General features: G+C 60.7%; 12 protein-coding genes. 4 read left to right on the top strand and 8 right to left on the bottom strand.

All coding sequences use genetic code 11. The annotated features are described in order from the left end of the window. Nucleotides 1-171 precede the first annotated feature (171 nt). Entirely contained in the window at nt 172-1572 is a 1401-nt protein-coding gene (gene lpdA, locus ACZ9BB_RS24100; protein WP_476216871.1) for a dihydrolipoyl dehydrogenase, read from the top strand. 52 nt (nt 1573-1624) lie between these two features. On the opposite strand, the gene ACZ9BB_RS24095 is transcribed toward lpdA, so the two are convergent. Then, nucleotides 1625-2098 (bottom strand): Lrp/AsnC family transcriptional regulator, encoded by a 474-nt coding sequence (locus ACZ9BB_RS24095; protein WP_253417479.1) that lies wholly within the window; start codon nt 2096-2098, stop codon nt 1625-1627. A 145-nt stretch (nt 2099-2243) separates the two neighbouring features. Between ACZ9BB_RS24095 and ACZ9BB_RS24090 the strand changes: the two genes are divergently transcribed. Beyond that, nucleotides 2244-2873, top strand: a complete 630-nt coding sequence (locus ACZ9BB_RS24090) for a LysE family translocator (protein WP_476216868.1) — start codon at nt 2244-2246, stop codon at nt 2871-2873. Here ACZ9BB_RS24090 and ACZ9BB_RS24085 read toward each other — a convergent pair whose 3' ends face one another. The 7 genes from ACZ9BB_RS24085 to ACZ9BB_RS24055 all read right to left on the bottom strand — a co-directional run bounded on the left by ACZ9BB_RS24085 (nt 2874) and on the right by ACZ9BB_RS24055 (nt 12100). Beyond that, on the bottom strand, nt 2874-5009 hold the full coding sequence (locus tag ACZ9BB_RS24085) for a hypothetical protein (protein WP_476216866.1): 2136 nt from the start codon (nt 5007-5009) through the stop codon (nt 2874-2876). Further along, nucleotides 4996-6192: a DUF3142 domain-containing protein gene (locus ACZ9BB_RS24080; RefSeq protein ID WP_476218402.1), complete on the bottom strand. Its 1197-nt coding sequence runs from the start codon at nt 6190-6192 to the stop codon at nt 4996-4998. The genes ACZ9BB_RS24085 and ACZ9BB_RS24080 overlap by 14 nt, the downstream gene beginning before the upstream one ends. 164 nt (nt 6193-6356) lie before the next feature. After that, nucleotides 6357-7196 carry a class I SAM-dependent methyltransferase gene (locus ACZ9BB_RS24075; protein WP_476216864.1) on the bottom strand — a complete coding sequence of 280 codons (840 nt, stop codon included), beginning with the start codon at nt 7194-7196 and terminating at the stop codon, nt 6357-6359. After that, nucleotides 7190-8344: an acyltransferase family protein gene (locus tag ACZ9BB_RS24070; RefSeq protein ID WP_476216862.1), complete on the bottom strand. Its 1155-nt coding sequence runs from the start codon at nt 8342-8344 to the stop codon at nt 7190-7192. The genes ACZ9BB_RS24075 and ACZ9BB_RS24070 overlap by 7 nt, the downstream gene beginning before the upstream one ends. After that, nucleotides 8341-9240: a class I SAM-dependent methyltransferase gene (locus ACZ9BB_RS24065; RefSeq protein ID WP_476216860.1), complete on the bottom strand. Its 900-nt coding sequence runs from the start codon at nt 9238-9240 to the stop codon at nt 8341-8343. Before ACZ9BB_RS24065 ends, ACZ9BB_RS24070 begins: the two co-directional genes overlap by 4 nt. Then, nucleotides 9237-10541 carry a glycosyltransferase gene (locus ACZ9BB_RS24060; RefSeq protein WP_476216858.1) on the bottom strand — a complete coding sequence of 435 codons (1305 nt, stop codon included), beginning with the start codon at nt 10539-10541 and terminating at the stop codon, nt 9237-9239. The genes ACZ9BB_RS24065 and ACZ9BB_RS24060 overlap by 4 nt, the downstream gene beginning before the upstream one ends. After that, entirely contained in the window at nt 10535-12100 is a 1566-nt protein-coding gene (locus ACZ9BB_RS24055; RefSeq protein WP_476216856.1) for a glycosyltransferase, read from the bottom strand. The genes ACZ9BB_RS24060 and ACZ9BB_RS24055 overlap by 7 nt, the downstream gene beginning before the upstream one ends. A 428-nt stretch (nt 12101-12528) precedes the next feature. Between ACZ9BB_RS24055 and ACZ9BB_RS24050 the strand changes: the two genes are divergently transcribed. Both ACZ9BB_RS24050 and gmd read left to right on the top strand, forming a co-directional pair. Further along, entirely contained in the window at nt 12529-13443 is a 915-nt protein-coding gene (locus ACZ9BB_RS24050) for a GDP-mannose 4,6-dehydratase (protein WP_476216854.1), read from the top strand. Next, nucleotides 13440-14411: a GDP-mannose 4,6-dehydratase gene (gene gmd / locus ACZ9BB_RS24045; RefSeq protein ID WP_476216853.1), complete on the top strand. Its 972-nt coding sequence runs from the start codon at nt 13440-13442 to the stop codon at nt 14409-14411. The genes ACZ9BB_RS24050 and gmd overlap by 4 nt, the downstream gene beginning before the upstream one ends.

The raw sequence follows: 14411 nt of genomic DNA, 5'->3' as shown, positions 1-14411 counted from the left end.
TAACGAAAATGGTGAAATTTTCGTCCTGAATCGTTCTATCTAAAAACGCTGAACCTGTCGCCAAGCTGAAGCCTTGACCGAAAAGGTGAGAAACGCACATATTATGTTCGTAATTTTTTACTGAAGACTATTTTTTATCGACCCCGTCCCTCTCAATCCAGGAGTTGCACCATGAGCACCTATGACGTCGTGATTCTGGGCGCTGGCCCCGGCGGTTATAACGCAGCAATCCGCGCCGGGCAGTTGGGCTTGAAAGCGGCGTGCGTGGAAGGCCGCGCCACCCTCGGCGGGACCTGCCTGAACGTCGGCTGCATGCCGTCCAAGGCACTGCTGCATGCCTCCGAACTCTACGACGCAGCCATGGGAGCGGAATTCGCCAACCTCGGGATCGAGGTCAAACCTGTGCTCAACCTGGCTCAGATGATGAAACAGAAGGATGAAAGCGTCACAGGGTTGACCAAGGGCGTCGAGTTTCTATTTCGCAAAAACAAGGTCGACTGGATCAAGGGTTGGGGCCACATCGACGGGCCGGGCAACGTCACGGTGACCGACAGCCAGGGTGGCAAGATCCAGCTGAGCGCCAAGGACATCATCATCGCCACCGGTTCCGAACCCACTCCCCTGCCGGGCGTGGACATCGACAACAAACGCATCCTCGACTCCACAGGTGCGCTGTCGCTGACAGAAGTACCGAAGCACCTGGTGGTGATCGGTGCCGGGGTGATTGGTCTGGAGCTGGGCTCGGTATGGCGGCGTCTGGGTGCTCAGGTGACGGTCGTCGAATTTCTCGACCGAATCTGCCCGGGGGTGGATGGTGAAGCCGGTAAAACCCTTCAGCGCTCATTGAGCAAGCAAGGCATCCGCTTCAAGTTGAGTTCGAAAGTCACCAGCGCCACCCCCTCGGCGAGCGGTGTTCAGCTCAGCGTCGAACCGGCCGCCGGTGGCTCTGCCGAGCTGCTGGAAGCCGACTACGTGCTGGTGGCTATCGGCCGTCGGCCTTACACCCAAGGCTTGGGGCTGGAGAACGTCGGCCTCGCCACCGACAAACGCGGCATGCTCGCCAACAAGGGCCACCGCACCGAAGCCGCAGGCGTCTGGGTGATCGGTGACGTCACCTCAGGACCGATGCTCGCCCACAAGGCCGAAGACGAAGCCATGGCCTGCATCGAGCAGATCGTCGGCAAGGCTGGCGAGGTCAATTACGACCTGATCCCCAACGTGATCTACACCAAACCGGAGTTGGCCAGCGTCGGCAAGACCGAAGAACAGCTGAAGGCCGAAGGTCGCGCCTACAAGGTCGGCAAATTCCCCTTCACCGCCAACAGCCGGGCGAAGATCAACCACGAAACCGAAGGCTTCGCCAAGGTACTGGCCGATGAGCGCACCGACGAAGTCCTCGGCGTGCACCTTGTGGGCCCGAGCGTCAGCGAAATGATTGGCGAATATTGCGTGGCCATGGAGTTCAGTGCCTCGGCCGAAGACATCGCCTTGACCTGCCATCCACACCCGACCCGCTCCGAGGCCTTGCGTCAGGCGGCGATGAATGTGGAGGGAATGGCGACGCAGATTTAGAAAGTTCAAAAGATCGCCGCCTGCGGCGGCTCCTACGCAGGCTGCGATCTTTTCAGTTGGGCAAATGCCCCAACGGCAACGCCCCCGGCGTCTTCACCGTGTGAATCGCAAAATTGCTGCGGATATCGCTCACGCCGGGCAATTTCAGCAGCCGTCCGGTGAGAAAACGGTCGTAGGCGCGCAAATCCGGCACCACCACCTGCAGCAGAAAATCCGATTCCCCTGACACCAGGAACGCCGAAATCACCTCAGGCAATGCCGTCACGGCCAGGCGAAAGGCTTCGGCCTGTTCATCGTTGTGTCGTTCAACTTTGACCCCGACAAACACCGTCAGCCCAAGGCCCACTTCATCTCGATCCAGATTGGCCTGATAGCCACGAATCACTCCCGCCTCTTCCAGCATCCGTACTCGACGCAAACAGGGCGAGGCGGACAGGCCAATCTCGTCGGCCAATTGCACGTTGCTCAGGCGACCGTCCCGTTGCAGCGCCGCGAGGATTTTGCGGTCGTAGGCGTCCAGCTTCATGGTTTGGCAGATCCCGATAGTTCGCTAATCAAAAAATAGCAGGTTATGCCAAATATCGAAGCTTTAGAAGCTGACTACGCAACCACCTGCCCTGCTCTTCAGCCATAGACTGACCTCACCAAATCGACAACGAATGGGGTGCAACATGGCAGGACTCTGGCTGTTTTTCATGGCTCTGGCGGTGGTGTACCTGTTGCCGGGCCCGGACATGATTCTGCTGTTGCAGACCGGCGCGCGTCAGGGCAAAGGCGCGGCGCTGGCCACGGCGTTGGGGCTGGGCATAGCGCGTGGTTGTCATGTGGCCTTGGCTGCGTTGGGTTTGGCAGCGCTGTTCAAGACAGCACCCTGGACCTTCGACGTGGTGCGCCTGGTCGGGGCCGCGTACCTGCTGTGGATCGGCATTCAGTGCCTGCGTACCACGATGCTGCCGAGCTTGAACAGTGCAGGTGCCACGACTGAAAAACCGCATTGGCGCGAAGCGATCCAGCGCGGTTTGCTGACCAATCTGCTCAACCCCAAGGCGTTGCTGTTCTGTTCGGTGCTGTTGCCGCAGTTCATCGAACCTCACGCCGGGCCAGTGCTCGCGCAATTTGCGACCCTGGGTGTCGTTCTGGTCAGTGTCGGATTGCTGTTCGACAGCGCCTATGCCCTGGTCGGGGCCGCGCTGGGCCGTTGGTTGCAACGCAGCCCCTCGGCCCAGCGGGTGCAGCAATGGTTGTTCGGCAGCCTGCTGATCGGTTTTGCGGTGCGGCTGACTTTTGTGCAGCAAGCGTGATTACTGTCGCGCCTTGCGCTGGCGTCGATTGATCAGCACCAGCGCAACCGCTGAAAGCACCACCACACCGCCCACTTGCAGCCATTTTTTATAAGGTCGCAATGCTGAGCGGACCGGGCTCAACGCCTGGGTTACGTAGCGCTTGTCCGCATTCTGGAAGTCCGGATACGGGCATTGGTGGCCGAAGTTCACCGCCCAATCCACGTACGGGCCTTCTTTCACATAGCGTTGATAGAAGGCGCTTTCTTCTTCAAGACTGGTGTTCCACCCGGCCGCCGCACACAAAACAGCCGCAAAAGCCTGGCTGGTATGAGGCAAATTATCGGCAGCGCGGCTGGCCAACGCCGTGGCGACATAACGATAGTGATAGCGCTGATCAGGTTGAGCGGCGCTGGCTTGCTGACGCAGGACTTCATCTTCAGCCACCAACGGACCGACCTTGAGCTCGCTGCTCTCGAGGCTGTAATTACCGCCGAACGTGGCATAGTCCGGCGCCATTTCGTAGCCCAGAAGCTCCATCCCCCACTGACGCGCCGTCGAAGCGGCATTGAACAACGCCGCAGCACGGTTGGTCGGCCACCAGGCAGCATCCGCCTCCTGACGCAATTGCCCATACGCCTTGGCCTTGTTCTGCAGATCGACGTTGTCGAAGTAAGCCGGCGCTTCGTCATAACGCCCTTCACGCAACAAGCGCCGCCCGAGCAAATTGCGCAGGTTCGCAGCCACCGGCAACGGCACATAATTATCGCGATCCTGCTGGCTGAGCGGCGGCGGTGCGGGCACTTGAGTGTCGACGTACTGCTTGAGTTCATCGAGGGTCAGCACCCGCTCGGCAACGGTGGCCGCGTCGTACCAGTAAATGCTTTGGCTGCGATAGAGCTGGTCAAAGGCTTGCAGATAATCGCCGCGTTGCAGGGCCAGGATTGCGCTTTCGCCGTCGACCCGGCACTTGGGCTGCACCGTTTCGTAATCCCAGTCCGGGGTCCGTCGTTCACCCCAAGACTCGTTCTGCGGGAAGGCTTGGGCTGCCTTGGCGTAGGCCGCAGCGGCAGCGCCTTTGTCGCCATCACGCAACGCCAGTTTCGCCCGCAGCCACCACGCGAGGCCGCCGTCACCGGCCTGTTCGAGGAAGGCTTTGGCACTGGCGTAATCGCCCTGCTGATAGTTCATCGCCGCCAGGCGATCCGCGTTATCCAGGCTGCCGCGGGTGCTGTTTTGCAGCAGCTTGATCAGTTTCTGTTCGCTTGGCGGCTGATCACCGAATGACCAGCCCAGTCGACTGGTCAACGACGCCGTCACCAGTTGCTGCACCGCTTTGCCCTTGAGCAACACGGCCAGTTGATCGTCGGGCATTACCATCAGATCGGCCATCAACAACTTCAACGAGCTGTAGCCCACCGCCGAACCGTGGAGGTTCTGCGTGGCGTAGAGTTCGATGGCGCTGTCCCAATCGCCAGCGGTACGGGCCACTCGCGCTTCTTCGCCGAGGCTGGCAACACCCAGTTCCAGCGGGTCGCTGAAGCCGTCGATACTCAGCTGACGAGTTTGCTCGAAAGCCTTTCGGGATTGAGCCAACAGGTCGGGACCTGCGCCCGCCTCTGAACTCATGGCAAACAGTGTCCGCCCCAACGAGTAAGCCGCCCAGGTACTGCGCAATGCGCGTTGATCCGCCGGCAGCGCCAGCACTTTCTGAAAATATTCAGCGGCCAAACCATGGTCACCCGCGTTGAACGCCACCGCGCCCGCCAGATAGAACATGTGTTCGGCCGGCAGGCTCGCGCCTTGCTCTTCAACCTGACGGGCATCGGTCAGATTGCGCAGCTGCTTCACCAGTGCTTGCCGATCAGGCGTCAGACCGGCCTGTTCGGCGGTGTTGCGCTGACCCGCGTAATCCGGCGCATCGCCGTAAGCGTCCCCCGGAATGTTGGTGGCAGCCGTGACATTTTTCAGTCCCGCGATGGCATGCCCGAGGCGACTGATCTCAAAGTTGAAGTTGCCTTCCGGCAGTTCCGCCAGCGACTGGCCACGGTTTTCCAGCAGGCGCATGGGGAAGTCCGGCCCGCAGGCCAGCGCCGAACCCATCGGCAGGCTGAGGCTCAGGCAAAGCACATGACACGGCCAGTTACGGGTGAACATTCGAACCTCCTTGATCAATAGTTGCGCAGCGTGCCCAACCGATAGCCCGCTGCCCGCCGGCGGGGATTCGCCCCTCGCGCAGGCGGGTGAAGGTAAGCAGATCCGGGCGTTGTTGCAATGCATAACCGGCCAATGCATCGGCGCCATCGCAGCCTTGCACCGCCAGTGTCAGGCGTTCGGGCCAGGCACTGTCGAGGTTGCCTTGGTTGCTGACGCTGATGTCGTAGAGACCGTCCTGTGCCGAGAGTTTCAGCCCCACACGACTGTCGAGGGTATCGCCACGCACCACGGCGATAAGCGTCGTCAGGCTCCAGGCCCTGCGATCATTGGCCAGTGGCAGGCGAAACCAGATCAACCCGGCCAAATGAGCCGGTGGATCGGCGCGTAGCTCGGCGCCGAGCTTGCTCAGTTGCAACGGATCCGCCAGCAACTCTCGACGTTTGCCGCCCCGCTCGATAGGCACTTCGCTTTCCACGACAGGCACGCCACTGCCCCCCGGCAACAACGCCATGCCATAAGCCGGCAGCGCCAGATAAAACGGTTTCGAGGTGACGCGGCTCCAGGCCTTGGCCCATTGCCGGGACTGATCCGGGTCGAACAGCCCACGCCGTGGATCGTTCACCGCGTGCACCTGCAATACGCTGCTGTCGACCGTCGCCAGCAGCGCCGGCAATTCGGGGCTGTCGAGCCAGGCCGGCAATGCGGTGATGCTCAACGGCATGGAAGCCGGCAGAACGGTGCGCAGGTGCGCGAGAAATTTACGGTAGACCGGTAGCCTGGCGTTGCCCGCATCGTGGTCGATTTCCACGCCGGAAAGGATCAACCCCTGCCCTTGCCAATCGCTGAGCATCTGCTGGATTTGCGCCGTGACCGCGTCCTGATCCAGACCCTTGAGCTGGCCATCCAGACGAACCACTGCAATCAGCGGTCGGCCATCACGTTTGAGCAGCGCCGCATCGATCCGCGCCCGGCTCCAGCCAGCCTGCGGAAACGCCTGCAAGGCCAATACGCGCAAAGTCGAGAAGTCGGCGCGGCTGTCTCGCAGCGCGGCATCATGGGCCGGCGTCCATTGCCGTTGCCAGACGTAGAGTTGCTGATCGAGCGGTGGCGCTTCCTGGTGCTCGCAACCGTTGAGCAACAGCAAAGCGCCAAGCAAGGCTGACAGGCGAATGAAAAACACAATGAACCCCTCATCCTCTGTGGCGAGGGAGCTTGCTCCCGCTCGACGGCGCAGCAGTCGCAAAATGCAGCCCATGTGGTGTGTCTGATGATATGAAGGGGCTGCTTCGCAGCCCAGCGGGAGCAAGCTCCCTCGCCACAATTGATCGGTTACGAATTCCCGGCAGCCTACTCAGCCATCGGCTTGCGGGCAATGATCACCTGACTTTTCGCCACGACCGCATCCAGCGCCTGTTTGATCTGTGCGCCCCGCGGCGAGGACAGGACGGCTTGCCAGGTGTCGGCCCAATGGTTGAGCAGTGGATGGTCGGCGTTGCTGAAATCGACCTTGGCTTCCCAGAACAACAGCATCCACATCGACCAGTAGAACCCATACTGGCTGTGGCTGAGGACTTCCAGCCCGGCATCGCTGACCATTGCCTTGAATTGCTCTTCGCTGATGATGCGAATGTGGTTGGGCTTCTGGAAATACTCCGGCGCGGCGATGTCTTTTTGCAGGTCTTCGGAACTCGGGTGCGGGACGCTGAGCAAATATAGCGCCCCAGGCTTGCCGACCCGCACCAGCTCGGCGAGAAACTGCGCCGGATCGTCCACGTGTTCGATGACTTCGGTGGACACCACCCGGGTCGCGGTCGCATCGACTATCGGCAACGGATTGCAGTCGGTGACGTGGCACTCGACGCCCCGCGCCGGCGTGTCGCTGAGGCGTTGACGGGTCGCTTCGACCTTCGCGGCATCGATGTCGGCGATGATGATCTTCGCCCCGCGCATGCCACAGAAGTGCACGTTGCCTCCGTCACCGCAGCCCACGTCCAGTAGCGTGTCTTCGGGGCTGACCGGGAAACCGGTGAATAGCTCGCCGGTTTGCTGATTGAACCAGCCACTGAGCATCGCGTCGTGCAGGCCGAGCATGTACGGGTCGACCTTGTCCGAGACCGGGGGTACTGGCGTCTGCGGCTGCGCGGCAGCAGGCATGCCCGCCGTGAGTTTCTTCAAAAGGCTCAGCATGAGGTGGCTCCAGAGGATGGAAGGGCTGATCGGGACTCGCGCAAGCGATGCACCACACGGGCACCCCGGTTACGCATGGGTAGCTCGATGAATCGGTAATTGAGTTCACTCAGCAGCACGATCAGGGTCATGGCGCAAAACAGCGCCAGTGCCGGTTGCGTCGCCACGTCCTGCGAACCGCCAGGCGCGAAACGAAACCAGCCTTCGCGCACGGCAAAAAACACCGGGATGTGAATCAGGTAAATGCCATAGGAACGGGCACCCAACCACACCAGTATTTGCTTGAGCTTGCCCTTGGGCAGCAGGTAATCGCGGTTGTAGGAGGCGATCCAGACCAGCACCGCGCACAACAAGGCAATGGCTGCGACCCGATAGCTCGCCAGATTGAACGGTGTACTCGCCAGCACGCTCAGTACCGTCCCCAGGCCGATCAGTATCAACGGGCCGGACCAGGGGCGGCTCAACAATCGTGGCTCCCAGGCACGATAGCTCGGCCTTGAACTCCACATCGCCAGCAACACACCCAGTGCCAAGGCGTCGGTCCTGATGCTCATCAACAGCGCTGAGCGCCAGGTGAACAGTTGCACGGCAACCAGGGCCAGCAACACCCACACCAGACGCTTGCGGCAGACGAAGATCAGTAACGGCAGCAGCAGGTAGAACTGCTCTTCAAGGGACAGGCTCCAGTAAACGAAACTGGCGCCGTATTCAAAGCGCATGAAGCTTTCAGCAAAGCGAAAATTGGCAAATTGCAGAAAGCCCGCCAGCGTTGCCTGCAGATTGGCCTGCACCGTGCCAAAAGCGCCCGATTGGTTGAACAACAACGTGCCCGACAACATCAGCAGCAGCCACAACCAGGCGGACGGCAACAGACGAAAGGCCCGGCGAATCCAGAAATCTCGGGTTTCCTGCCAGAAAGCCTGCGGTGTCCGGCATCCGCGCAGCAGCGGAATCAGGCCACGGGCGATCACAAACCCCGAGATGACGAAAAACAGGTCCACGCCCCACCAGAATTGCCCGTGGGCCGTGCCCGACTCAAAGTCCGGCAGCCCCCCTGGAAATGGCATGGTTTGCAGGTGATGCACCAGCACGCCAAGCACAGCGATCCCACGCAACAACTCGATGTCGAGAATCCGCCGATTACTCATGGCGCAGTCCCGGCGTCTGAGGCGGTCGTCATCGGTTTGCGCGCAATGATCACCTGGCTCTTGGGCATGAACTGATCGAGCATCTGCTTGATCGCCAGGCCGTTGGGTTGCGCCAGCAGGTCTTGCCAGGTTCTCGCCCAACTCTCCATCAGCGGCGGATAGGGCGCCTGAATCCGGTCACGCACCGCGCCGCCCAAGTCGCGCCCGGCCGCACGTTCGCTGGCCCAGAAGAAGATCATGCCCATCACCCAGAAGAACCCCGTGGCTTGGCGATGTTCGATCACCAGACCGGCGTCCTCCACCAGTGCGGCGAAGCGTTCCGGGGTAAAAATCTGCACGTGATTGGGCGACTGGAAATAGCTGGCCGGGGCGATGCCCTGCTGCAAATGCTCACCCACCGGTGCCGGCACGCTGAGCAGGTACTGCGCACCGGGACGGCCCATGCGCACCAGCTCGGTCATGAATGGCTCGGGCTGATCAATGTGTTCGAGCACTTCCATGCACACGACTTTGCTCGCGCAACCATCGGCCAGTGGCAACGGCAGACTATTGCTGACCAGCCCCAGACTGGGCCTTTCCGTCTGCGCTTCCACTTGTCGGGCCAGGTCGCGGACCTTGTCGTGTTCACTGTCAGTGAAAATCACCGACGCGCCCTGACGCACCGCAAACAACGTCGCAACGCCTTCACCGCAACCGACGTCCAGCAAGGTGTCGTCTGCCGTGATCGCAAAGCCCTTGAGCAGTTCGCCGCTATCGCCGGAAAACCAGCCGTCGAGCATGGCGTCATGCAAGCCGATATCTCGCGGCGATACGCTGCCTTGCGCCACCGATACCGGCACAGACACCGGTTCGGGTTTCGCCACTGGACGCAGCCATCTCATCAATGCGCGGATCATGCCTCGGGGGTTTCCATGACGGACGCGGCGCGGGTTTCGAACAAGCGGGCGAAAAATACTTTCAGTCGCTGTTCGGCGGCTGCCTGGCTGCAGAAGTTTTGCAGGCTGGCTACCGCCTGGGCGGACATCCTGGCATAGCGTTGCGGGTTGTCCCTGGCCACGTCATAGCTGGCCCGATAGGCCGTGCACAACGAGGCCCAGTCGGTGACGTAACGCAGGGTGCGAAACGCCTTGCGCGGGTCATGGGGCCAAGCCGTCAGTCCATCCGTGCTGTCGATGAGGAAAGCGTTGTCGGCGTCCAGGTAATCGATCATCGCCGTGGTGCGCGGTGCCACTGCCGGCTTGCCGCAGGACATGAACTCCATCAGCGGCAGGCACTGGCCCTCGCCGTAGGACGTGTTCACCACGTAGCTGGTGGCCTGCACCAGACGTTCGTAGTCCGCATCCGCGAGGTAGCCGTAAATCAACACGATACGGCAGCGGTAGGACTGGTTTTTGTACAAGTGATGAAGGATATCGGTCAGCGCTTCTTCGGCATCGTGGTGCGTCAATTTGAGCACCAGTGTGGCGTCTTCCACCTCGCGGAAGGTCACGCAGAAGGCGCTGAGCATGTCTTCCCAATTCTTGCGCCCGTCGCCGGGGTTGAACACCGAGGTGTAAATCACACCGTCGAGCACCAGCTCCTGTTCACGAACGGGCGCCTGAAAGTCGATGCCCTTGCCGGCTCGCAAATGTGCAGGACCAAAGGCTCGCAGATCGAGTTGGCGACTGTCCGCCAGCAAGCCTTTGATCTTCAATCGCACTTGATTGGCCAACGGCTGACGCTGCAGTTGCGCACCGCGTGCGGCAAAGCGATCCCACACCGGTGCCGGCACTGCGACGATCGGATAGTCGGCGCCCATGGCTTCGCGCACGGCATTGACGGTGTAGCTGGAATGGGTGATTGCCGCACCGCACGTGCGCAACACTGTGCGCCAGTCGTTACGCGGTTCGCCCGCAAACGGCTCGTTGGGAATGGTGCTGAATTCCCATGCAAACACCGCCAGGGTCGGACAGGCAAAATGCACCGGCGTGCGATGGGGCGGCGAGAACGACAGAAACACGCAGTCTTCGCCATGAGCCAGGCAGTCGAGGTACAGGGCGTCGACTTCGGTCTGTGGGTCGCTGACTTCCACCACCCGCCCCAGTCGCTCCAGCACCGGTCGATACTCCTTGAGTACGAAGTAGTAGCTGTACTCTGAACGGCCCAGATTCTGGGCAATGGTGCGCTGGTTGGTTTCCGAATGAATGATGATCAGCATGAGGCGTTATCCGTTACGGCCGCTGCTGGCACAACGTGTGGCACCAGCCCGAAAAAATCCGCCAGACGCTGCTGCACTGGAGTGAAGGCGCAGTAATCGTGCATGCGCTCGACCGCGGCGTGAGACATGCGCTGGTACTCCAGCGGCTGTTCCTTGGCAATCCGATAGCTGTTTTCATAGGCCGTTTTCAACGAACCCCAGTCCGGTCGATAACGCAGGGTGCGGTAGACGATGCGGGTGTCCTGGGGCCAGATGGTCAGCTCTTCGCTGGACTTGACCACAAACGCCACGCGCTCATCGATGTAATCTTCCATGGCCGTGTGGTCCGGGGCGATCACCGGTTTGCCGCTGGCCATGAACTCCATCAGCGGCAGGCACAGGCCTTCGCAGCGCGAGGCGTTGACGTAATAACTCGCCGCCTCATAGAGCCGGGCATATTGCGGATCGTCCAGGTAACCGTGCATCACCACCACCCGACAGGCGAACGGCGACAGCTGCGCCAGCAAGGTCATCAGCTCGGTGTAGTAGGACGACAGATCGCTTTGGGTAATCTTCAGCACCAGCGTGGCATCCTCGGTTTCCCGGAACGCCCAGCAGAATGCGGTAACCAGTTGATGCCAGTTCTTGCGCCCGTCCCGTGGGTTGAACACGGTGACGTAAACCACGCCGTCGACTTGGGTCTGCACCTGTTGCGTAGTGTCCGGCAGCTCCACCGGTGCCGGTGCATGGACCGGCAACGACTGCGGACCGGCAATGGCCGGGAGGTATTTTGCGAGCCTGGAGTGAGCCTGGTCGGACAACAGATCGCGAATCCCCTCCCAGTACCACTGGCTCAGAAAATGAGTGCGATGAACTGGTACCGGTTGCACCTTGCCCAGGTCCAGCGCCCATAGACGCAAATAGTGCCTGGCGATGACGAAGCGGCGTTTCAGGGTCAGTGGCGGCGGTCGCAAGGCATCGAGTTCGGCCTGCTGCTCGGGGGTCAACGGCGGTGGAATCAGCGAGTCGGCAGACAGTCCGAGCGTACGGGAATCGAGGATGCACCCCTTGATGTCGAGGGTCGAACCCGGATTGACCGGCACGCTGGTATGGCGGCTACGAATGGCCGCGAAGTTTTCCCACAACGGGGTCGGCAATACCAACACAGGGAAGTCTTCGCCCATGGCCCGACGAATCGCCCGGGCGGTATGACTGGAGAGCGTGATCACCCGACCCTGGCGCGCCAGCATGCGGGTCCAGTCCTGCCGCGGATCGTTGTCCCACTGCTCATCGGGAATCGAATCGAACTCCCAGGCCACCACGCAGATCGTCGGGCACTCAAGGTCGTTCGGGGTTTTCTGCGGCGGCGTGAAGGACAGGAACAGGCTGTCTTCGCCGGCGGCAAGCAGTTGCCGGTAGAGGGGATCGACCTCGGCGGTGGAGGACACCACATGCACCCGCCCAAGGCTTTCGAGCACCGGGCGATAAGCCTTGAGCACGAAGTAGTAACTGTATTCGGGACGACCGAGGCTCTGGCTGATGGAGCTGTCGTTGACGTCCGAGTAAAGAATGAAATTCATGGCATCCCACGATGAGGCCGCCATCCCGGCAGCCCCACTCTATGACGGCAAAACCACGGATCGAGTCGGCGTTTGCCAGTCGTCGTCCATCGTCTTCGTGCCCGTCTACGTTCTTGTTTTAATGGTCAGCTTCACGGGGCTCGGAACAACCCGGGCGAACGCTGGATAATCGTGACGAGGGGCATTCTAAACACATCCATCGCGGATTCGTGAACCGCCCGGCGAGAATAAAGCGAGCTACGCTAACGAGAACTGACCAGTCACGGTGGGACCTGTTGAAATTGCTGCGCAATTGGCACAGATTGGCTACCAAACAACTACAACAAAACATTTCGCCTGTCTTTCGACCAAGGAATCCAACCGGTCCGTCAGACATCTCCATAAAGTCTGTGGGGAATAGACGAAATGCATGACCAAGGGGCCGCTGTTTGAAAAAGCGTCTGTTCGTGACGGGTCTGAGTGGATTCGTAGGACAACACATCCAATCTCGTCTGAAGGCTGACACCTCGGAATGGGAACTGCTGCCTGTCCCTTCCCGGTACGATCTCGGACAACCAGAAAGCCTTGAAGGCTTGTGGCCGCAAATGCCCGACGCGGTCATCCATCTTGCTGGCCAGACCTTCGTCCCCGAAGCCTTTCGTGATCCGGCACGCACGCTGAATATCAACCTGCTGGGCACCCTCAATCTGCTTCAAGCCCTCAAGGCCCGTGGCTTTAACGGCACCTTCCTGTACGTCAGCTCCGGTGACGTCTACGGCCAAGTCAACGAAGCCGATCTTCCAATCACCGAACTCCAGCCACCCGGCCCGCGCAACCCTTACGCCGTGAGCAAACTGTCGGCGGAGTTCCTGAGCCTGCAATGGGGCCTGAGCGAGAACTGGCCGGTGCTGGTGGCCCGCCCGTTCAACCACATCGGCACCGGGCAGAAGGACAGCTTCGTCATTGCCAGCGCTGCACGGCAGATCAACCGGATCAAGCAAGGCCTGCAGGCCCCGCAACTGGAAGTCGGCGACATCGATGTCACTCGCGATTTCCTCGACGTGGGCGACGTGGTGTCGGCCTACCTGGCGTTGCTGGAAAAAGGCACGCCGGGGCAGGTCTACAACATTTGCTCGGGGCGCGAGCAGAGTATTCGCAGTTTGATCGAACAGCTGGGGGATCTCGCCCAGGTCGATATGCAACTGATTCAGGATCCGGCGCGTCTTCGGCGCGCCGATCAGCGTCGCGTTTGTGGCAGCCACGCCAGGCTCGCCCAGACCACAGGATGGACGCCTGAAATCACAACACAACAATCCCTGCGGGCGATCCTGTCCGACTGGGAGAAGCGGGTAGAAGAAGAATGACAAAAAGTGCACTGATCACAGGGATCACCGGCCAGGACGGCGCGTATCTGGCCAAACTGCTGCTCGACAAGGGTTACAACGTCCACGGCCTGGTGGCGCGGCGTAGCAGCGATTCACGTTGGCGTCTGCGCGAGACGGGGATCGAGGGCGATATCGTCTATCTGGATGGCGACATGGCCGATGCCTGCTCAGTGCAGCGCGCGGTGATCAAGTCGGCGCCGGACGAGATCTATAACCTGGCCGCGCAAAGCTTTGTCGCGGCCTCCTGGGATCAACCGGTGACCACCGGCATCGTCGACGGCCTGGGCGTGACCCATCTGCTCGAAGCGATCCGCCAGTTCAGTCCGCACACCCGCTTCTATCAAGCCTCCACCAGCGAAATGTTCGGCTTGATTCAGGCCGAGCAGCAGGATGAAAACACGCCGTTTTATCCGCGCAGCCCTTACGGTGTGGCCAAGCTCTACGGCCACTGGATCACCGTCAACTACCGCGAAAGCTTCAACCTGCACGCCAGCAGCGGGATCCTGTTCAACCACGAATCACCGCTGCGCGGCATCGAGTTCGTGACCCGTAAAGTCACTGACGCCGCCGCCCGCATCAAGCAAGGTAAACAGCAGGAACTGCGCCTGGGCAACATCGACGCGAAACGGGATTGGGGCTTCGCTGGTGACTATGTCGAAGCCATGTGGCTGATGCTGCAACAGGACAAGCCTGACGATTTCGTGGTCGCCACCGGCGTGACCACCACCGTGCGCGAAATGTGCCGTATCGCTTTCGATCACATCGGCCTCAACTACCGCGACTACGTGAAGATCGACCCGGCATTCTTCCGCCCGGCCGAAGTAGAGGTGCTGCTTGGCAACCCGGCCAAGGCCCAGCGCGTTCTGGGCTGGAAACCAAAAACCGATCTGGACACCTTGATCCGCATGATGATGGATGCGGACATGAAACGCGTTGCCAAGGAGTAG

Source organism: Pseudomonas sp. TE3552 (assembly GCF_056278945.1).
The sequence above is the reverse complement of the archived record's forward strand: the minus strand, read 5'-3'. Positions and strand labels throughout refer to the sequence as shown.

Coding starts and splice junctions, on each gene's coding strand:
- ACZ9BB_RS24075 (WP_476216864.1), bottom strand. CDS start 7,196: ATGCTGAGCCTTTTGAAGAAACTCACGGCGGGCATGCCTGCTGCCGCG.
- ACZ9BB_RS24090 (WP_476216868.1), top strand. CDS start 2,244: ATGGCAGGACTCTGGCTGTTTTTCATGGCTCTGGCGGTGGTGTACCTG.
- ACZ9BB_RS24095 (WP_253417479.1), bottom strand. CDS start 2,098: ATGAAGCTGGACGCCTACGACCGCAAAATCCTCGCGGCGCTGCAACGG.
- ACZ9BB_RS24055 (WP_476216856.1), bottom strand. CDS start 12,100: ATGAATTTCATTCTTTACTCGGACGTCAACGACAGCTCCATCAGCCAG.
- gmd (WP_476216853.1), top strand. CDS start 13,440: ATGACAAAAAGTGCACTGATCACAGGGATCACCGGCCAGGACGGCGCG.
- ACZ9BB_RS24070 (WP_476216862.1), bottom strand. CDS start 8,344: ATGAGTAATCGGCGGATTCTCGACATCGAGTTGTTGCGTGGGATCGCT.
- ACZ9BB_RS24060 (WP_476216858.1), bottom strand. CDS start 10,541: ATGCTGATCATCATTCATTCGGAAACCAACCAGCGCACCATTGCCCAG.
- ACZ9BB_RS24065 (WP_476216860.1), bottom strand. CDS start 9,240: ATGATCCGCGCATTGATGAGATGGCTGCGTCCAGTGGCGAAACCCGAA.
- ACZ9BB_RS24085 (WP_476216866.1), bottom strand. CDS start 5,009: ATGTTCACCCGTAACTGGCCGTGTCATGTGCTTTGCCTGAGCCTCAGC.
- lpdA (WP_476216871.1), top strand. CDS start 172: ATGAGCACCTATGACGTCGTGATTCTGGGCGCTGGCCCCGGCGGTTAT.